The organism is Microbulbifer thermotolerans, from assembly GCF_900112305.1.
Lineage (GTDB): Bacteria > Pseudomonadota > Gammaproteobacteria > Pseudomonadales > Cellvibrionaceae > Microbulbifer > Microbulbifer thermotolerans.
In genome coordinates this window covers 229,521-251,186 of the sequence record NZ_FOKT01000007.1, presented here as the reverse complement: position 1 = coordinate 251,186, position 21,666 = coordinate 229,521, and the positions used below count along the sequence as shown (strand labels likewise).

Here is a 21,666-nt window from a genome sequence, read left to right as displayed (position 1 = left end):
AGAGGACATTATTGCAATCCTCCCCTGCTGGGCGGCGCGCCGCGCCGCCAGAAAATTTCAGTTTCAATAGTCAGCTCGTATTGGTCGTATTCGCTCGCCCAGGCGTCTGCAATCCGCGCCTTGATGGCCGCCAGGCGCGCGTCCACCAGATCCGGGTTTTCGTTTTCCGCCAGATAGGCCAGGCGCAGTACCGAGGGCGCTTCACTCAGTTTTTCCAGCAGCAGGTCGACGCGGGAGTGCCACTGCGGACGCAGTTCGGTTGTGCCGGGTTCAAACACCGCCTCGGCCATATCCAGGCGCACCACCCGGTGCAGGCTGGCACCGAAGTTGATCTTGACCGCTTTACCGCGTGTCGCGCGCACCACGCGCGGGTTTTCCGTGGTCAGGCGGTAGCCGCTGGGCAGGCTGCGGTCGTCCAGTTTCATAATGAAATTGGAGCCACGATTTTCGTCCGGTACTACCGCGCAGGTGATATGGAAACGACCGTAGGCATCGGTGGTGGCATTCAGGCCCGTGGCAGTGACAACCCGCGCACCGGGTACACCGCCCTCTCCCGGATCCTGATAGCCGTTCATATTTTTGTCGTCGTAGACCTTGCCAATCACATCCGTGCAATCGAAGGTTGGGTCCGGCACCACGCGCACCGTGGCGGATGCCTCGGCGGATGCTACTTGGCCGGACAGCTGGTTGAACATGCGCGCGCGGTTCACATACTCGCCTTCGCTGACACCGGAGCCGACCACCAGCAACAGTTTCATTTCCCGGGTCTGCTCCGCTTCTACGCGCAGGTCCGACCAAATCAGCTGCAGTCCGTTCACTTCCGGCTCCAGCGGTTCCCCGTCGAGACGCGCGGAGCCGGAGACGTATTTGAAGCCGGCGGGGAAGAAGTCCACCAGTTGCAGGTCTGTCATGGGCACTGGCAGGGTATTGCCGAAAGTGATTGTGTAGGGCACCAGCTGGGCGCGAGTCACGTTCAACAGCGCCGCCGTTTTAGTAATCGTCAGCGCACCTTCCAGCTGCGGGTCCACCGGAATATGGTTATTAAACAGCTGGCTTTCACCCGGAATCCGGTCGTCGTCCAGAGTCAGGCGCAGGTAATAATCAGTAGCCTCGTCGCGCGCATCAATATCCACTGGCGGCGGCAATTCGGAGAGTTGCACTTCGCAGTGCTCAGCAGTGCCGGGGATTTTGTCCGCGCTGCTGCCGAGGCAAGCCGCCACATCAAAGCCGGCGGTATCCGCACTTGTCTGCGCTGGAATAATCTGCGACGGCCCACTGACAAAGTCGTCACCCGGCGCCTGTACCTGTATCAGATAGTCGGCATGGGCGGGACAGGCGGGATCACTAAAGTTGATATCGAATTTGTAGTAACCGCCGGGCAGGCTCACCTGGTTCTGTTGTTTTTCGTCGTCGAAGCAGCGTGCCGGCAGCGCTTGGCCACTGGAGGCGCGCAGCATCGTCAGGGTGGCGCCGGCCAGGGGCTGGCGCAGCACCGAGTCGTAGACGGTGCCGTTGGGCGTAATCGGCAGATTCAGGTTCTGCGGGTTGGCGCCAGACTCCAAGAAAATTGCGCTGATATGTTGCGGCCCGTCGGTGTAATCCGAGCTGGTGTTACCGAGAGATGCGGTATTTTCACCGGCATCCGGCGCGGTGAACCGCAGCTCGTAGCTGGCACCATCCACAGCATCCATTTCCATGTAATTGGGCACCAGGCCCTGGAATTGGAAATACCCCTGATCGTCACTCTGCACCGTCTCCAACAAGGCGTTGTTGAAGTACAAATCCACGGTCCAGTTGCTCAACAGCGATTCGTCCGCATCCAGGCGCTCGTTGAAGTTCACATCGTGCCAGAGGTAACCGCTCACATTGGCGATACCGGGCGTGCCGCCCACATCGATGGCGACACTGGCCTGGTTGTACATGGGGGGATCATTCCAGCGCACCTCGGCGGTGTTCAGCACCCGGTAACCGATCTCCAGGTCTTCCGAGAGCTTCGCCTGGAAGCGCAGGGTAGCCATTTCATTGGGTTGCAGCTCGCCGTAGAGCGCGGAGTAGTCCGCGCTAATTACCGTATCGACCACGGTAATTCCGTCCGCCTGGCCGTTCAGCTGCGCAGAGTCCTCCACATAAGTGAGCACATTCTCACCCGCCACCAGCAGGTCGTCGGTAATAACCACATAGGTGGCGGGCACAGCGCTGATATTGGTGACGGTAATCAGATATTCGAGTATGGCGCCCGCCTCCGCGGCGCCGCCGCCGACCACAGCGACTTCCTTAGTGATCGCCAGTTGCTGCGCATCGCCCACCACCACAAGGGTGGGCTGGGCGCCGTTGGCCGGGTTGCCGTCGGCGTCGGTCAGGGTCAGCGGCAGCTCCTCGCTGTAGACACTGCCCTGGTTGCTGATGATGGTTCCCCGCGGCGTATCGGCATTCACCATCACGTCGAAGGTGACCGTCGCTGTCTGCATGGACGTAATCACGCCCTCATCGGCACCGGGCAGTGGCGGTGTGAGGTCGGCGGAGGAAATGGGCAGGCCGGCATCTAAGCGCGACATACCACCGGCGTTATCCGCCACCACCATGCCGTTAAGGGTGGTGCTGCCGGCCACGTAGGTGGTGTTGGCGGGGATGGGGTCGGTCAGGGCAACCCTGGTGGCGTCCACCCCGCCCATATTGGTAACCGCAATGGTGTAACGCAGTACATCACCGGGATCGACAACACCCGCGGACAAGTTATCTTCGACGATTTCCACGGTTTTAAGGGCGATCAGCAGCGGCAGGTCGCCGACGATGTCGATCGTGGGGTCATTGGGCGTATCGGTGGACGGATCGTCTGAGGGCACTTCATCAAAAGCGCCGCTGCCGGCACCGGCGCCATTCACATAGCCCTGGTTGGAAATCACCGTGCCGTCGTTGACATCGTTGATGGTGACATCAAACGTAACGACAACCGGCGCCGCACCTGCGGCCGTTGCACCGACAAAACCTTCCTCCGCTCCCGGGGAATTAATCGACATTCCCGCCGCCAGGGGCGTGCTGCCATTGACATCGTCCACCATCGCACCGTTCAGGGTGGTGGAACCAGGCACGTAGGTGGTATTGGCCGGCACCTGGTCACGCAGCATGGCATCGACAATATTTTCATTGCCGGTATTTTCCACGCGGATGGTGTAGCGCAATGTATCGCCGGCCAGCAACAAGTCGGGGTCGCCTGTGAGATCCGCGGAAGTTTTCTCGACTACCAGTAGCGGAGCCGATTCAATGAGAATCTGTGTCGGGTCTTCATCGCCGACGGTGTCCGGATCATCGGCACCGTTGATATTTGGATCGTCACTATATTGCAGCGCCTGGCCGGGCAGCTGTACCTGAGCCTGGTTCAGCACGGTGGTGCCGCTGTCGATTACAGCCGCTAAAGTAACTTCATAGATAATTTCCAGGGTCTCGCCCGCGGCCAGTGACAAGCCGCTGACATTCAACAGCCCGCTACCATGCGTTCCCCCCATGGCATCGGTGCCGCTGGTGTCGGCCCCCATCGGAACCGAAACAATCTGCAATGTGCCGGATTCGTACAGCGGCAAGGCATTCAAGCGCCCCAACTCATCGGTAATCTCGATATTCTCGACATCCAGATCGTTCAGGTTGGTCAACGTCAGGGTGTACTGCAATTGGTCGCCGGGCGCCGCCGTGGCCGCCGGAGTCAGACCACTGGTCAGGTTTGCCACCGCTTTGTGGAAGGAAATCCTGGGGACTTCCGCCGTCAAGGTATAGGCGTCTTCGTGGTCTTCCACCGAAGGCGTACCATCCGGCGGGTCATTGGTAAAGCCCGGGTCATAAACACGCGCGCCGGTCTGTGTGCTCTCCAGACTGTACCAGAGGGTTGCGCCCGCCACATTGGTCAGGGACGCGTTGTGCTCGGTATCCGCATCCAGGTAAGCGTCGTAGCTGATGCGCAAATGGTGCTCGGGCAGCAGTACGGCGTTGGCACCGCTGCCGGTCAGGGTAAGGGTACAGTTGTCGGCATCGAAAACGGCGCTGTAGTCCGTGGACTCCGCCAGTACACTCAATACGGTACCGCCGGCATCGACAATTTCTACTGCGGCGATTTGCGGCGGCGTCTGACAGAGACCGCCCTGGTCGGTATCGGGCAAGAGATCGACAACCGTAATATCCCAGGCTTCACCGCCGCCTTCGTTGCGCAGGTCCAACACAAAGCGGCCGGGCACACCGGATTGCAGCGTGCCACCGTCGGGTCCCTGCTTATCCATGATCAACTTGGGCTCGACGATGGTAAGTTCAACGGAATTGCCGCCGCCGACAACCGTATTGCCGCCTTCGCTATAGCTGTAGTCGGCGCTGTTGACGATAACGGTACCGTCCACGGCGTTATCCACGTCGGCCACCCGCGCCACAATTTCCAGCTCGGCACTGGTACCCGCGGTAATCACACCGATATCAAAAGTGAGATCCGTGGGGCTGGCCGGTGTAATAGGTGCACCATTCAAAGTAGCGCTCTCGAACACCATGATGTCACCGAGGCCGTCGAGTGTGTCGGTAACCACCACATCGGTGAGCGAGGAAGTTGGCACCGGCGTCTGCGGAATGGTGATGCGGTAACGCACTTCTTCGCCAATGGTCGCCGTGCCGTCATCGGGGGAAATCAGTTCTTTGAGCAGCGGGCCGGCATTTGCCTCCGCGGTGGTCATCACAAAGGGCGCCGCTTCGGGTAGTGCCGCGTATTGGCGGCCGGAAGCATCCGGCTGCGACCAGTGCTGGTTGATTGTGAAGGTATTGTCCCAGGTTTCGCCGCCGCCGACTTCGGACTGAAAACCGATGTCGTAATCAATGTACAGACACTGACCCGGCGCAACAGGTCTGCTCACTTGGAACAGCATGTCCTCACCGGGATTTTGCGGCGCGGTATAGGTGTAATCGGTCCCGTCAACCAGCGGCTCCAGGTTGGTGCCGTCGAAAAGGTAAAGCGCGAGATTTTCGATGGAGGTCTGATCCATCTGCGGCGCCAGGTCGTCGGTCAATTCAATACCGTATGCGGGGGCTCCACCGCTGTTGCAGGCTTGCAGGCGGAACTGCATAACGTCGTTTATCAAATCGACAACGGTATAGGGGTTGGGCTTGCCGCCCCTTTCCGATTTCACCAGTGGGTCGAACACCGGCTGCAGTACAGTAATGGCCGCTTCGTCCTGAAGATCTGTCGGCGTGGGGTGGCCGTCGGAGCCGACATAACTCAGCAGCGCCCGGTTGCGCAATTCGATACTGGCATCCCCGGCGAGCGCGGGATCATCGACGACTCTGGCAATGTACTGAATTTCAAACGGTGCCGGATTATTGCGCTCCACATCGCCGAAACGCCATTCCACGGTACCGGTCGCCGGCAGTGTCGGCAGTGTCACCGACGAGCAGGTGTAGCCGTCATCACAGCTGGTGCTGACTATTGTTTCCAGTACCAGTCCGGTGGGCAGCTCGTCGGTCACTACCAGCTCCTGCGTCATTCCCGGCTGCAGCCCTAACTGCAGGCTGTAGGTCACCGTATCGCCGATGCGCACACCGGCGTCGTTTTCCGGATCGTAGCTGTCGGAGACCACCGTTTTTGTCAGGAAGGTATTGTCTTCAGTGACAATAGAGGCTTCGCCATAGGTGCAGTAATCATTTCGGCCACTGGCAACACCGCCGGCGTTGCCGATACAGTCACTGTCATCGCGCTCGTACGGCTGGGTGGGGTCCGTTTGATTCTGAGAAGTCCAGCCGACCAGCACGCTGTTTTCGATTACACCACCGAATGCGCCCTGCACGCTGGCCTCGTAAGTCAGCGTAACAGCGCAACCGAGTGGCAGATCCAGGCTATCATCGCCCCGGATGCGGCCCCAGGCCACGGAACCGTCCGGCTGTGTCTGTGGCTGCAATTGGAAACTGTCCACGGCCGCACAACCTGCGCCCTGCAGCGTCAGGTTGATGGAGCCAGTATCCAGCACCAGCTCGGGCGCCAGGCTGTCGACAATACTCAGGTCATAAGCTGCGCTATTGGACGCCTCGTGGCTGATTTCCAGGGTGTAAACCAGCGTGTCACCCCCCTGGGCATTGACGTTGCCATTTTTATTGGCGACCGTTTTTGCAACTTTTAGGCGCGGTTCGGCTGCGGTGACAGGGGCGGTCGCCGGCGGCTGAAGCTGCTCGGTACTGCCATCCTGGCCATTGGTGTATTCCAGAGTTGCCAGGTTACTGAGTTCGTCGCCGTCATCTGTCGCGTCGTCATTATTAATCCGCGCCCAATAGCGGATGCGAATCTGTGGATTCTTGTCGTTCGCGGCGCTGTCGTCCTCACTGTCGGTATCGACAGTGCCAATATTCCAGATGATCGTGTCGGCGCTGTCATTTGCCGGCACGCCCAATAGCGAACAACCGGAATCAATGGCCGGGGCACTAACCGGGCCTGCACCGCTATCGATCGCCTCTATGTCCCGATACTCGCACTCGAGGGGGAAGTTTGCATCAGCGGTATTGAGTACATAACTCACCGTGCCATTGTTGAGGTTATCTGTAACCTCCACGCCACTGGTAATGCCTTCCGGCAAATCAATGACCAATTCAAAGCGACGGTGCGATCCAATCGTACGGGATTCCGGGCTGTTGTCCGCGGTAATATCGGCCTTTGTAAACTGCAGCCCCCATACCGTAGTGGAGTCCTGCGCATCGGTTTCGTAGTCATTGACATCCCCGGCGACACCCGGAAGATCACCGATACGCATCCCGTCTTCCGCGCCATTGTCACCGATCAGCCCGCTCGCGTTGAGGGCAATATCATTGCCCGGCAGCGACTGCCAGCGTGCTTCGATGGTGTTCATCAGCTCTTCGTGCGGCGCCACAGTGACACCGGGCTCTTCCGTTTCGCCGACGACGCGCACCTTGTAACTGAAAGTCACTGAGCCGCCCACAGGAATGGCGTAGGGGGCCGCGGTGTCATTGCGATTCCAGCGGAAGATGGGCGCGTTCGTATCCCCATCCAGGAAATCGACAACATCTACACCGACTTCACTGCCCTCGACATAGCGGTATTTGGTTCCGCGCAAATCGTTAAGCACCCGCAGATCGTAGGCGGTGGCGCTGGTTGCGGAGTCCGGGTTGGTGGCAGTGACGGTGACGGTGACTATGTCATCGGCATCGACTTCTTCGACGGAGAATTCCTTGGTCAGCTCTATGCGCGGGCCGCGCACGTTCAGGCTGATCGGATCGAAATTCGCTGGCTGTTGCAGGTTGCCCGCGGCGTCCTCGTAAGTCATCTGCGCGACACCGCCCGGGTTGGTCAGCGTGGCGCCATGCGCGGTGATGCTGTTGTTTTCTACCCTGGCCACAAAGGTCAGGGTAATGGGGAAGAGGCCGTCGAAGTCTCCGTATTTGCTGGTGTCATAGTCGAGCAGATACTGGTCGCCATAGCGCCACTCCACAATATTGCCGCTGCAGGTGGTCCCCTCTTTTGGCGTCGTGGGACCGTCACCGGTGTACCAGTTGGCATCCGGATCCAGAGCGCTAAGGTCTACTTCTTCCACTTCCACGCAACGGAGTCCATCCGGAAGTTCGTCGCGGAAGGTGAGATTCCGCAAACGTGCGGCAGGTACTGTGCCGACCAGACGGAAGCGCACTTCCTCACCCACAACCACATCAACACGGTCATCAGGACCGACTATTGGCCCCAAAGCCATATCCGGATCAGTGGCAATACCGGCGTTGTAAGTGGAAGTTTCCACCACCGCCTTGGGCTCTGAGTCCACCCCGATAATGGTCATGCGGGCCGCGTCGGAACCGCAGTAGTCGCTACCGTCGACACAATAGATACGCGCACCACCGTGGGCGCGGTTATCCGCACGCGGCGGTACACTGCCGTCCGCCCCCGGGTGGTTGACGTTTTCAATACGCGGCGCGGTTTGATTTCCCGCTTCTGCACTCAAACTGTCGTAGCGGAAAATATTAGCGGTGTTGTCGAACATCTGATTCGGCACCACCGTGCGGTGCGGGGTGACCCGGTAAAAGAGTTCAACACTATCGCCAGCATCGATTTGCTTGAGCGCATCCGAGTGATCGTAAGAGAAAGTGATGTACGCGGACTCACCATTTTCCTTACAGTGAATATCCGCATCGGGATTACTCGGGTCATACTGGTAATTATTGGCACCGATATTGTCGATACCGACCAGGCCGAAATCCCCTTCCGGCGTATTGTTCAAGTCATCCCGATCAAAAGGCCAAACACAGATCTGCGGGCTATCGAGAATATCGGTAATCACCACATCATAGGCGGGCGCGGCTGTAGGGCCGTCTTCCTGACGGTTTTCTACCGTGATACGGTAAACGAAGTCATCGAACTTACTGCCGCGGACATTTTCGTCTTCCCAAACACAAGCGCTGAGATTCTCCCCGGCCTGGGTGAAATTACAAACTTCCTTGGTGATATGCAGTTTGGGTTCAGTGATTGTCAGCTGAGCAGTCCAGTCCTGCCACTGTGGATAACCGGGATAATCTGGATTACATGCCTGGCCCGCACCGAATTGCGGGTTCTCCCAGTCATCCCCCGATTTGAAACAGGCACCTGCACCGCCGGAACCGTCGTTGGCGACAACTTGGCTAAAGATTGGGTTCCCACCATTGTCTGCATAAGTAACCTGAAAACTCGTGCGCCCGTAGTCAACACTTATACCGCCATGTTGGTTGGGGCTACTAACCTGATCCTCGAGCTCGTTGCGCAGACGGGTGGTCATATTGGCCAGGAACCAGTAATCCTTACTGGTTACTTCCGTGCCGCCGAATGTCCAGCTCAGGCTGTTTCCCGCACTCTCTTCCAGAGCCGCGGACGGCGAAAAACCGCTCGGGGCTATGACACCCTCACACACAGAATTCGGGGAGTGCGGCAGACCGCTTGTCGAGCAGATATCACTGAGTTCATCTTTGCGGATGTAGTGCTGACGCCCAGTGTTGCTGTCGTCACCGCCAGCGTGCAGCGGAAGGGCATCCGCCACAGCGATGGAGTCAACCGTAATATTCCAACCGGGAGTTTCAAAACCGAACCAGCCGCCGGCATAAAGATCAAAGTCACACTCTTCGCCAACCAAAATATGTGGAGGGCTGTTTCTGCCGTCGCCATCGCTGCCACCGCGATTCGGCGCTTCTTTACAGGACCCGGGTACATAGCGCTTGAGCAGATTGAAACCCAGTGCCCTGCCGCGCACAGCGTCCAGGGTATAGTTATTGGCCAGCTGCTGGGAGGGCGTGGTGCCGTCAACGCCATTCAGGTTGGCTGGTGTGGGATAAACCAGCGCTTCGCCGCTGCTGGCCCAGTCGCTTTCCTGACCGGGCTCCGCGAGCGTAATCTGCCCGATCACGTCCGCGCGCATGGTCAGGTCATCGCCCACGTTGTGATTTTTACTCAGCCAAAATACCAGAGTTTCACTGGCCCCACCGGCGAGATCGCCGGCATCACAGGCGTAGACTTTGGCATTATCTGGCAGGGGATTGCCATCGCTATTTGGATTCCCATCACCCCGCCATGCAGGAGTGTTCCACAGAGGTACCTGTTTACCGTCCAGGTAGAGCGGATTTACGGTTAGTGAGCACTGCGCCGGGGCACTGTCCACATTGATGGTCTCACCAAAGGTGACATAGAACAGATAATCACTGGCCGTATGGCCACCGCTGTTCCAAATATTGACCGTAACCGGTGTCGAGCCTTCATCGCGAATAATATAAAGCGGATGTGGAATATCGACATTGAGGTTTTCCGGATCGGGGGTAAATTCCTGCACCGCCTCCGGAATATCGTCATGCTCATAGCCATTGGTGGCACAGAAATCGCTCCAACGCACTTTTAGCCGGTTGGTCAGTGTGCCCATCGATGCAGGGTCGATTCTGGAGCTTCCCGCACTCTCTCCGCTCTCGTCATGATTATCCAGGTTCGCCATGCGATCGTAATATGTCAGCGACTCGTTCTGGTTGACCTGAATAATGCGGAAAGTAATAGTGACTTCATCGCCATGGCGAAGCAGATCCACCTGATTAGGATCACTATTGGCCATAGTGCCCAGACTGTTATCATCAGATGCCAGGCGAAAAACCGGCGCTTTCAGCCGGGCGTCCGACAAATAGCTCTGATTTCCCGCGACTGGAGTAACCCGGTTGACCCAATCCAAACGAGACACGCGGCCCGCATAGGCTTGGTAGTTACCGCGGAATGAGGAGATTTCAAACTGGGGCTCGAAATTGGGATCGAGAATATATTCATCCGGCAGTGTGTCGGTGAGTACGACCTTATTAATGGTGCCACCAGTCAGGTTCTGCAGTGTAATACGCACCATACCGCGCATCCCCACCGGCTCCGACTCACCGTGCAGTCCAAAAAACTCCACATCGTAATTGAGCCGGCCTTCATTGTTCAGCCCCTGAATACCGCGATTCAGATTTGGCTCTGACAGCACACCAAAGCGGGCGCTATTATCGGAATAATTCGGCAATCCGTTTTCAACACCGGCACTGATATCACCGGGATTATTAATGCGGGGGCCACTGCTCCCATTGCGGAAACAGCCCCACTCCACGCCGTCAAAAGTGTTGACCTGACCAGTACAGGAATTGCGTAAATAACCCGCCAGATACAGCGTTACACTGCTACCGGCGGCGATGGAATTGCCATAACCAAAGTCCGAAAGAAGGCTGCCCGAAAGAGAATCCCCACTGATCGCATAACAGCTACTAAGCGAGCTGGGATTCGCCCCGTTGGCCACCTGTTCGGCATCCGCTTCAGTCCGGCACAGTGCAACCATATCCATATTGGCGGCACCGGAAGGGTTCATAGTGTCATCAAAGACAACGTCATACATCGGTGCATCGCCGCCGTTGGCAACGATTATCCGCCAGATAATGCCGTCATCCTCATGACCGTAAACAACATCCCCACTTGGACTCGCCGAATTGGAAAAAAAGCCCCTCGGCATACCCGCGTCCACATTGCGCACCGCTTTGTGCACAACGGGGCCAGGTTCCTTAATCGGCAGCTCATCGGTAAAATTTTCCGACTCGGAAGACGGGCTGCCACTCCCGGGCAGAGCTTCCCAGTCTTCCCAATTATCAAAGGGCCAAGTCCCCTCCCGGTCCCGATACTCTTCTCCGGAACAATTGCCGTAAGTGTAAGTCGCACTGGCCGAAATCTGCCGCGAGATAGCGACTAGTTGCTCCTGCGCGCCGGCAATGGGACTCAGTGTGACGGTTCTATCCGTCCAGGCACCGCGAGGCAGGGAGCTGATATTCCAGGTCACAGACCCGGGCGTATAAACCTGGTCCAGTTGTCCCAGATCCAGAGTGACCTGCACATTGCTGAAATCGCGGTTCTCGTTGCGGTACTGTCGGCTACCAGTGTTTCCAGGTTGTGCCTGGGTATTATTGGCAATGCGCAGAGTCACCTCGCCGCCGGCGCAAAGCTCACAGTAACTGCTAGACAGTAACGTTATGTCCAGATCCGGTTGCGGACACAACTGTTGCGCTGTGGCATTTACAGGCGACAACAGAAACCCTATAAAGGCGAAAAAGCAACAAAAAAGTGCTCTTTTCAAGAATTTCCGCCCGCTTGCATCCGACATAATCGCCACTTATAAGCCGCCACTCTAACCATCGAAATTTCCAACCGCGGCGCACACGGCACCACCACCGGATACGTCACCCGGCGAGCGAAATTTATTGGTTGTGCGCTTTAACAGCCGTGAAGCAGATCAAAATTAGTGTTCGGGCAGGGATTTTTTTTCTGGTTTGCCAAGTGGTTCTCAGGCGAAGTTGAGGTAGTTTCTTAAGGATTGCCTGCCTATTTCGCCACTTCGCGATAAAGCGACTTTGAAGCCCAGTGAGCTGCCCGGGCTATAGGTGCCCTGCCCCTCCGGCTTACGGGTAGAGGGGCAGGTACAGGCGGCATTATGCTGCCGGCAGGAAGTCGATCGGATAGAGGATGGTGATTGTCGGCACCCCTTCCTTGGCACCAAAATTAAACCGCTTCACCCTCGCAACGATTTTCGCATCCAGGCTCGGCGAATCCATATCGCTGGAGGCAACTTCGACCAGCGACACAGAGCCGTCCGGCTCGATGGTGATCTTCAGGACCATCTTCCCTTGCAGGGCCGGATTCTCGCGCAACTCGCGGTTGTAAATGCGGTAGAGCGAGGCCTTGTAACGGTCGAAGACAATCTGAATTTCCTCGTCTGTCCGGGAAGGTCCCACACCGTCACTAAGCGGCCGGTCTTCACCCGCAAAATCTCCCTCGGTTCCGATAGAGCTCTCCACCCGGGAGAAGGCCACTCCGGCGAGCGCTGTGCCCGTACCGCCGGCGTTGCGGCTGATTTCGGCGGTGTTGATACCGCCACTGCCAGCCGTCGCCGCCGCAGTGATAAGTGAGCGCTGACTGCGGTTTTCCTTTTTACCCGCGGTACTGAGTTGCGTCTGGGGACCGAGGCGGTTGTCGAGATCATCCTCGATAAGATCCTGGAAGTTATCCTTGAACGCCAGAACACCGGCGCGCTCGGCCCGTTTGCGGGCCTCTTTCTTCTCAGCCTTGGTCGGTTTCGGATCCTGCTGCGCAACCTCCTGCTTGGGCTCAGGCTTTTTCTTCTTCTCTTCAACCTTGGGTTTTAGCTTCTCCGGCTCCGGTGGCTTGGGCTTGGTTTTCTTTTCTATCACCAGCTTGGCCAGACGCTCGGGGATTTCCACAATTTCATCATTTTCCGGCTCCGGCAGCTTCCACAGCGGAACCAGATAGCCGAGCAGCAAAGCCACAAACAGCGAAGCCAAAACACAGCGGCGGAAGCGCCGTTCATCTTCGCCCTGGGTGTGCCAGGGCATCTGCATCGGGCGGAATGCCGGCGCTTCGTACTCCCGGGTTATCTCGAATTCGAACTGGGCCTCTTCCTCTTCGCGCCGCAGGTTTTCGGCGCGCTCATCCAGTTCACAAAGCTCGTCTTCGCAAATCTCGATTTCATCGGACACCCGCCTGCGCTGCTCCTGCAGCTGTTCGAGGCTGGAATTGTAGTTGCAGATCGTTTGACGAGCGCGGCAGAGGATTTTTTCAGCCGTCTCCCCGCTGCAATCATCCGCCCAGAAAAGCGCACCGGCGCCAGCGGCTTCCAGCTGATCGAGCCGGTCACAAATTTCTCCGAGCAGTTGGTGTTTCGCACCCTCTCCGCGCAGAGCTTCCAGTTGGGCGTCGATACACTGGCGCTCCTCCTCGAGCGCCAGTATTCGCTGGCGAACTATCTGTAGTTCGTCACTGACCGCCTGTTGCTGTTGAGAAAAATTGCTCACAAACTTCCGTTAACCTTGCGATGCTTTCTGAATAACCGCCAGAGAGACCTTCGTGTACCCCGCCTCAGTACAGCTGGACATCACCTTTTTCAGCAGACTGAAGGGTATTGTTCTATCCGCGAGAATATTGACTTCCGGTGGCCGCTGCTTGACCGCCTCATCACCGGCAGCCTCCTCATCGCCGGCCTGAGCGACCAGCAGTGCCTTATTCAGCTCAGCGATCATCGCCTGCTTAATGGCCTCGATGACGGTTTCCTCGCTGTTAATCACCTCTTCAGTGGCGATCACTGAATTGGACTCAACCAATATCTCCTCGTCTGTCACCATTAAAGTGACGGTTTCACGCGGTTTGGTTTCCACCACGGAGTCCGGCAGGGTGATGACTTTCGGCGGCTCCAGGGCTTCATTGCTGGAGGTATTGGTCAGCAAAAAGAACACCAAAATCGTGAACACATCCATCAGGGATGTGAGATTCATCCCGGAGGTTTTCTTGCGCCGGTGGCTCCGGGCCATGCGCTTCATGCGTCGACTTTCGTGTCTCACGGCGCATCTCCTATGGATATATCCGGAAATAAAACCACATGCTCCACTGCTTCCAGATCGTCCGGATCGGCACCCTCTTCCCGCACATCGACGCCGCGCACAGCGTCCATTACGCCGACGAGGTGCTCGTACGCAATATCCGGCTCCATCAGCAATATGGAATCGGTTTTATCGGGATAGCTGCCCTTGATCTGCAGTAGAAACTGGCTCAGTTTTTTCAGATCGTAGATTTCCTCCGTAGGCGGCACGACAAGAGCCTCCGCCCCCTGGAGAGACTGGTCGATCTGATCCTGCTGCACGTCATCCGCGGTCTCATCCCCAGCATTCAGATTCGGGAAACGGGCGATAACCTTCTCTCCATCGCTAATTTCCAGTGCTTCCTTGCGCACCACCACTTCCACCGTAACAGTGGGGTCATCCGGTGCACCACCACCCGCACCGGCGGGCATATCCAGCTCCAAAATGGTGACCCGCGAGAAAACCGCGGAAACCAGCAGGAAAGGCACCAGCACCACCATCAGATTGAGGAAGGCAGTGATGTCCAGCTCCGGAGCTTCTTTGTTTCTGCCTTGGTGCCGTCTTCTCATCAGGCTTTTTCCATTTGCTGGTCTTCAGGGGCTGCCTCCGGCGCAACCTCTTCACTTTCCGCGTCCGCAGTCGCTTCGTCCCCCTTTTCGGCAGTCTCAACCGGAGCGGCCTCGGCCTGGAAGCGCCGACGGGTGGACGCAGAAATGTGGTTGAGTGCTTTTACCGATACCATTTCCAGGCTGTCGACAATTTCTCCTGTCAGAGAGTTGAGAAAGGCGTGCACAATCAGCAGAGGAATACCGGTCATCAATCCAAAGGCCGTGGTATTCATCGCCACCGAAATACTGGCCGACAACAAATCCGCCTTCTCGGCCGGATTGGCGTTGGCAACCGCGGTAAATGCTTCGATCAACCCCATGATGGTTCCCAGCAGGCCGAGCAGGGTGGCAATGTTGGAGAAGAGCGCTACATAGGGGGTGCGCTTTTCCAGCTGAGGAATAATTTCCATCATGCTCTCTTCCATCGCGATCTCGATATCTTCGCGACGACGCACCGTACCCTGGCGAGCCAGCCCCATGGCAAGTACCTTGCTCACACTGGAATCATCCTGCTTAACCAGATTACGTGCGCGGTCGAAATCGCCGGAAGCCAGAACCGGTTGCAGCTTGTCCCACATGGCGCGATTGGTATGGCGCTCATAGACAAGACGGATATAGCGCTCTGTCGCCACCGCGACCCCCAGAGCCGCCACCACCAGGATGGGGTACATGAAAGTTCCCCCTGTCTGGAAAAAGGCGATTACGCTGTTAAAAAAGTCCATTACAAACCCTCTTTATAAAGACCGCAGTAGTTTTTGTTGATGACCAAGTAACCTTTAAGTTATCCACAGGGCGCATTCGCCAGTGAGACGACTTATCCAAAAGCGCTCGAGAACGCTCCTTTCACTGTGCGGGACTCCGCTCTGTATATGATGCTTTAGAAATGTTCAGCCCATTATCCGCGCTTCTTACCCGGTGCAGAGTTGCGTGTGCCTAAAACGGCAAAGTGAGCAAACGCTCACTGATTACCGACCCGGGTCAAGCGTCGGCTTCAGTCTTCCGTCAGGCTAAGCTCGTAGAATTCCAGCTCGCGCGTAAAGACTTCCTTGTCCAAAGGCTTGAGCTTGTCATCCATAAGACTGGACACCAACTCGCTCTCCACGCCCACCTCGGAATTTTTCCAGGGCACTATGTAGAGCGACTTCGGTGCTTCTTTGTTGCCAATAATTGAGATTCCGGATAGCTCCTTGACCTCTGTATCCACCTTTTTTTCTTCCGCGCAGAGAAAAGCAGGGAAGCACAAAAGCGCAATCAGCAGCCTTTTCACGGCCTTACCTCACAGTTTCCGGTCTCTGGCACGCGTTTATTTTTTCGCCCGCCGTTTTAAATCCGCCACCCAGATAGCCACTTCTTTGTCTTCCGGCGACAGACTCAGGTACTTTTCGAATTGTGCCAGAGCACACTGGATATCTTGCTGATAGAGATCACACAAAATGCCCAGATTTTTAATCAGAGGAAGATAATCCGGGTTTTCCGCCAGTGCGTCGGTATAAATTTTCCGCGCTTCGGTGAACCGGCCTTGCTTGCGATAGAGAACCGCAAGCTCATTTGCAGTCACAGGATGGGTCGAGTCCAGATCACGCGCCTGTAGCAAAGCCTCTTCTGCATGTTTTTCATCGCCATTTTTGTAGTAAGCAATAGCGAGATTAATGTAAGGGGCCGGCAGGCGCTTTTCGCGCTCGATTACAGACTGGAGCAGTTCAATCGCGGCCGCGTAGTTCTCCTCCCGCAGGTACTCTAAAGAGCGTTCAAAATCGCGGTTGACACTGCCCGAAACCCGCACTGTTGAATAATCAGACACCTTCCCGCCTGCCGTGGGCGTGCCGGCACAGGAAGCGAGTAAAAGCGTGATCATCAAGCTCGCCAGGGCCAGTAATGTTTTGTCACCTAGAAACATAAACGCTCTTTTCTCTACCGCGAATCTCCGCCGGATAGAGTATTTCCTTTTCATTTTGTCACCAGTTGAGGCGCATCGGGCAATTCATCTCCACGGACCAAGCGCAAGGGTCGGCAAAGCAATTCGCGCCCCCCTAACCTTCTCTTCCGGAATCCGCCATATCTGCACTGGCCTGTTCTTGCGCCGGAGGAAGAGGGACTATGCTTTCCATGTATTGCCCAGCTTCCTCCGCGCGCGCGTAGCGCGCCGGGACGAGAGAAGCGAGCTTGCCGATACTCTTATCAATCCAGCGGTTGTAGATACCAGCACCAAGCAACTCAACATTTTTCTCGTGCACCGAAATCGCTTTTTCCTCGAAGGGGAATATCTGTTCCTCCAGTGCCAGTTCGTACTCCTCCAGCTCCAGCGCACTCAGATTGGTCGGACGTTCGGATTCCTTGAGGGCCTGACTAAAGTGGAAATAGATCTCTGCCAAGTAGTAGGTCGCCGCAGCAGTTACATCCGCCACCCGGTAGTCAATCAGATCCGTATAGGCGCTAACCGCGGCTTTCATGCGCTGGCGTTTTTCCTTCATGTTGCGCTCCAAAGGAGATACCAGCTTAATTTGCGTAAAGGCTTCGAACTTCGGTTGTGCGAGCTGCAGAGCCGCGTTTCCTGCCAGAAAACGGGTGCGGTCGTTGCGTTCATCGCCACCGCGCAGCTCAATTCGCACAATTTCTCGCAGCTCATCCATATAACGCTTCTGGCTGTCAGTGGCTTTATAGATGTCCGCGATCTTTTGTCGCGTTTCCAGAGCCGGCTCCATGGGGCTTGGGAAGAGTTTGACGTAACGGCGCAGCACGGTGAGGGCTTTGTCATTTGCCTCGGCGGCGCTGTAGAGATCCGCCGCTTGCGTCAGCGCCTCGCGGCGAACATCATCGTCCTCGGACTCCCTTTCTATGCGCTCAAACTCCTCCGCTGCCAGCAGCAGCTCACCGCTTTCCTGGTACACCACGGCGAGCTTCTTGGTCACCTCCTTAGCGAGCTCATGTTCGGGGAAGTTGCGGCGGAAGCTGTTTAACACCGTCGCGGCCTGAGTCCAGTCTTGCAGCACGATAAGAGACGCTGCCGCATCGTATTCCGCTGTGGCCAGCAGGCTGGCAGTCGGCGCCGCCTCGCGGATACGCAAGAAGTGCTGTGCCGCCGCGGCGTGATCTTCCTGTTTCCTAGCCAAATCACCCTGCTGGTAAATTGAAGCGGCCAAATTGTCCACCAGACCAGCCCGATCATCGGCATCCTCCGCGGTTAGAGCCAGCGCTTGGCCATAGGCGTCTTCAGCCTCTACATAAGCTTCGGTATCAAAGCTCGCGTGGGCGACCATCATCCAGGCAGAACGCCGTATATCCTGCTCTGCAGTCGGGAATTTTTCCAATAACAGGCGACCATTTTCGATCGTCTTTGAAAAATCCTTTAAGCCATACAGTTCTTCCACGGCGCCTACCATAATCCTCGGTGCCTTTTCATGCTCCGGGAAGGTATCCGCGAATGTCAACGATGAACGGATAATTTCTCGCAACAGCGGCGCCCGCTGCTCATTTGGGGCATCCTTAAAGTTATTGGAAAGGTGTTCGCGGTAAGCGTAAACGGCCGCGTAGCCGGCTTCACTGGAATCCTTGTGTGCCGGATATTGGTAAGCGGTACGCTCATACTCCAGTGCGGCGGCGTGAAAATCGCGATTTTCCAGCATCAAACCGGCGAGCTGATAGTTGATCTCTGGTGCGCGCGGTTTATCACTGAAGGACTTCAGGTAACTGCGGTACCAGTGTATCGCCTCCTGATAATTCTCCCCTTTCTTGTCCTTCAATTTTTTATTTTGATAGGCAGCGTGATAATGGCTGGCTAGATCAATCAGGTTGCTTTGCAGGAATTCAACCACCGGGCCGTATTCATTAATATCAAATACAGTCCAGTACTGCGCGTCCAGTGCATAGGTTGTAGCGAACTCTTTCTTGGCTTCCAATACCAGCTTGGGAAAGCCGCCTTTCTTATAGATTTCGATTACGCGGATAGAGAAGTCCGCTGAGACTTTATGCAGCGGATTGCGCTCAACAAATACATTGTAAGATTTGGCAGCATCCTGGTAGCGCCGTTTGTCCAGATAATACTCACCCAGACCACTGTATATCAGCGGTTCATACTCCCGAGTCCCCTTGCGGGAGAAATAGTCCACTACCGAATCGGGGCCGCCCAGGTAGGAAAAACTCAGGCTGATAACGCGAAATGTGTCTTCGACATGTTTGCGCTCGACCTCGTTGGTCTGCTGCTCAAAATCGTAGCCCTGGGACACCTTATAGTCGAGCATGGCAATGTAGTCATTCAATGCCATCTCGTACATTTCCTGTTTAAACAATGCCCAACCGCGCTTGTACAGGGCCAGTTCGTAAAAACTGGAAGTCTCCCCTATACCGATGACTTTGCCGTAAGCATCCTCGGCGTCCAGGTATTTTTTTCGGGTGAAATAGTACTCTCCCAAGCGGAACCATGACTCATCGATATGGCGGGAATTCGGATACGTGGCTACGAGCTTGCGCAAGACTTCCACCGCAGCCTCAATCTGCCCAGTTTCCTCATAGGCACGAGATAACTGGTACATAACCTGGTCGTTGCGTTCATAAAAGGGGTACTTGACCAGCAGCTCACGGTAAATATCGATAGCCTCGCGGGCATTGGCGGAAAGCAAAGCATCGCTGCTTGAACCCGGCAAATCCGCAACACTGGAATGCGCAGCAATATTCACTCCGGCAGTGGCACGCGCTTCGAACTCCGCATCCGATTCCCGATCAACGCGCGTCGTATCGGATTCTGGGGCCGCGGCCACAGCCTCAACGGGTTTACCCGCTGCCGGCGCATCCAGTCGCACCTCAGAGGCCCGGGAGTCCGCACCAGAGGCCACTGCAGTATCACTGCCCGCAGCTCTGTCCACTAACGCATCTTCAGCGCGGTGCGCCTGTTTGATTTTCAGGTCGGCAATACGCCGCATCGCTTCTGGAGTCAGACTGGTTTCGGGCGTTTCCTGCAGATACCGCTGGTAGGCGGCCAGCGCCTTTTCCAGGCTACCGTCGATATATTCCTCTTTTATTTCGATATCGACATCGTGCAGGCTGCCGATGGTTTTGCCGCTGTTTACAGCACAGGCATTTAGCAGCAGTGCCGCGGAAGCTACTGTGGTCACCTGTACAAGACGGCGATAACCATAAAAACGTTTATGGAAAATCACTGATCGCCTCCTTCACTCGCAGGTGCCTGTAATTCCTGCGGTGTATCCTGGGGTATCAGCTCCGCTTGTTTTGCGCGGTATTGCTCAATCTTGCGCTGATCAGCACGCTGCTCCTGCAATTCATTGGCGCGGTCATAGCTATCCGCCAGCGCAAACCGGGCCTTGATCTGATAGCCCTCCAATTGTGAGCGACGGCGTTCCAATTCGTTGACTGCCAGTGATTCGAGCATTTTCCCCTGACGGGCCATCAGCGTTTCCAGCCGGCTCTGGGCGTTTAGAAGTTGTTCCCGCAAAGTGTGAATTTTGCCGTTATAACCGGTATAACTTTGAGTAGCGGCCTGCCGGCTGCGCACATAGGACTGGTACACCGTCTGCAGTTTCGCTATCTCCACATTCAGCTCCTGCAGGTGCTTGTAGGCGTCGGTCAGCCTATCATCGTACTCTGTAGCGAGGCGCCAGTTGAGAACCCCCTCAAGCCGAGCAATACGCGCTTCAACTTCCTCACTATAGTGACGAGGGCCTGCGGCCAGCAATTCGCGCATACTCTGCAACCGCAAGCGCGCGTACTGCTCGTCGGCATTGGCTAAGTATTCCGGGCGGCGGGTAACCAACATCTGATCAATTCGGCGTTGGAACTTATCTCTCTGTTCCATGCGCAGGTGGATTCGCGCATCCAGCTCGCGAAACTTCCGATCAAGATCCGGCAAAAGCGGTTCGTAATAAGCACGGCGCAACTCGATAATATCTTCGTAGGCGCTGAGACTTTTTAGCCATTCCTTGTTGCGCTCAAACAGGTCATTCAGGTCCCGGTAGTTGCGCAGAAAATTCTGGTAGTCGTTGGAAGCCATCAGGTCGAGCAGATAGTGAGTCTCCGGCGCATCTGGCAGTTGCCGCAAAGCCACTACCCAATTCTTTACCTGCGTGGCCTCCTTGCGGCGCAAAGCCTCGAGAAATTTACCCGCGCGGACGCTGTCAATGGAGGCGCTCAGAGTATCGATTTCATTACCAAAGACCTCCAGAGCGCGGCCGTAGTTGATTGCCGCTGTACTGTGAACATCCAATTTGCCGTAGGCATAGGGCACAGCGAGCATAGCTTCCTGTACCGCTTCATCGGTGACTCTACGCTCCTGTAGCAATTTCCAAGGGACCAGTGCACGGTCATAGCGGCCGGCCCGCGCCTCCACCCAACCCGCACCGAGCAGGGCGCGGTTGGAGAATGGACCTTCCAGATTCACTCGATCAAAATAAGTTCTCGCTAGAGCGAGCTGATCGGCCTCCACCAGATACGTGCCGAGAAGTAAATTGGTTTTGTCGTAAAGCGCTTGTTTTTCCGGGTCCGAACTTCTATTTTTACCCAGCGCCGCCAACTCCAAAACGCCGCGCTCTTCCTCACCGGATTTAAGTAACGCAATTCCCAGGTTGTACTGCACAAATCCATCCAGCGATTTTTCGCCTTTCAGATCGCGCAACAGCTCCACCGCATCCTCAAAACGGCCGAGTTCCATATACACGCGCGCGCGCAAAAACTGCTCGTCGGCACGCACTCGCTCCGGCACTCGGCCATCGATCATCTCAAGGGCGTGCAACGCATTCAGCGGCTGCTGTTTGTGGTAGTGGATTTTTGCCAGCCGGTAGGCAGCTTCATTGCGTACGGGCTGCGGCACATCACCTTTCAACACGGCCTCGATGGCACGGCCCGCCTCGAGGTGCATGCGATAAGAAAGTTCGAGGTCGCCCACCGAAAACTCCGCCTGCCCCAAGTGCGCGGTAAAGGGGTCTAATTCTGGCTCGTCCAGCTGGCGGTACTGGTCGAGTTCCGTATCCAGGCCAACAATCGCATCAAAGTAATTCCCCTGATAGGCCTGAAACATGGCCGCACCGAAGAAGAGATCTTTGAGCTCCTCTCTCTCACTCTCCGCAGCAGCACTACCGCACAGCAGGACGGCCACAACCGCCCGCAGCGCCATCATGGCCCAGCATGGAAAAGATGCCTGTCGGGGAAACAT

General features: G+C 56.4%; 9 protein-coding genes. All 9 read right to left on the bottom strand.

The genetic code is table 11. The annotated features are described in order from the left end of the window. Positions 1–8: 8 nt before the first annotated feature. The 9 genes from BM155_RS13075 to BM155_RS13035 all read right to left on the bottom strand — a co-directional run bounded on the left by BM155_RS13075 (position 9) and on the right by BM155_RS13035 (position 21,666). Complete coding sequence (locus BM155_RS13075; protein WP_139223264.1) at positions 9–11,558, bottom strand: DUF11 domain-containing protein; 11,550 nt, start codon at positions 11,556–11,558, stop codon at positions 9–11. 400 nt (positions 11,559–11,958) lie between these two features. Continuing rightward, a complete protein-coding gene (locus BM155_RS13070; RefSeq protein WP_083421194.1) occupies positions 11,959–13,338 on the bottom strand; it encodes an AgmX/PglI C-terminal domain-containing protein in 1,380 nt (459 codons plus the stop codon). Between the two features lie 9 nt (positions 13,339–13,347). After that, positions 13,348–13,881: an ExbD/TolR family protein gene (locus BM155_RS13065; RefSeq protein WP_231902452.1), complete on the bottom strand. Its 534-nt coding sequence runs from the start codon at positions 13,879–13,881 to the stop codon at positions 13,348–13,350. Next, entirely contained in the window at positions 13,878–14,468 is a 591-nt protein-coding gene (locus BM155_RS13060) for an ExbD/TolR family protein (protein ID WP_074903577.1), read from the bottom strand. The genes BM155_RS13065 and BM155_RS13060 overlap by 4 nt, the downstream gene beginning before the upstream one ends. Next, entirely contained in the window at positions 14,468–15,229 is a 762-nt protein-coding gene (locus BM155_RS13055) for a MotA/TolQ/ExbB proton channel family protein (protein WP_067151742.1), read from the bottom strand. Before BM155_RS13055 ends, BM155_RS13060 begins: the two co-directional genes overlap by 1 nt. Before the next feature lie 269 nt (positions 15,230–15,498). Then, the gene (locus BM155_RS13050; RefSeq protein ID WP_067151740.1) at positions 15,499–15,774 is read right to left on the bottom strand and encodes a hypothetical protein; all 276 of its coding nucleotides are present in this window, start codon (positions 15,772–15,774) and stop codon (positions 15,499–15,501) included. 36 nt (positions 15,775–15,810) lie between these two features. Continuing rightward, a complete protein-coding gene (locus BM155_RS13045; protein ID WP_067151737.1) occupies positions 15,811–16,404 on the bottom strand; it encodes a tetratricopeptide repeat protein in 594 nt (197 codons plus the stop codon). A 133-nt stretch (positions 16,405–16,537) separates the two neighbouring features. After that, entirely contained in the window at positions 16,538–19,660 is a 3,123-nt protein-coding gene (locus BM155_RS13040) for a tetratricopeptide repeat protein (RefSeq protein WP_067151734.1), read from the bottom strand. Beyond that, positions 19,657–21,666, bottom strand: coding sequence for a tetratricopeptide repeat protein (locus BM155_RS13035; RefSeq protein ID WP_074903576.1), 2,010 nt, complete (start codon positions 21,664–21,666; stop codon positions 19,657–19,659). Before BM155_RS13035 ends, BM155_RS13040 begins: the two co-directional genes overlap by 4 nt.

Coding starts and splice junctions, on each gene's coding strand:
- BM155_RS13035 (WP_074903576.1), bottom strand. CDS start 21,666: ATGTTTCCCCGACAGGCATCTTTTCCATGCTGGGCCATGATGGCGCTG.
- BM155_RS13060 (WP_074903577.1), bottom strand. CDS start 14,468: ATGAGAAGACGGCACCAAGGCAGAAACAAAGAAGCTCCGGAGCTGGAC.
- BM155_RS13045 (WP_067151737.1), bottom strand. CDS start 16,404: ATGTTTCTAGGTGACAAAACATTACTGGCCCTGGCGAGCTTGATGATC.
- BM155_RS13055 (WP_067151742.1), bottom strand. CDS start 15,229: ATGGACTTTTTTAACAGCGTAATCGCCTTTTTCCAGACAGGGGGAACT.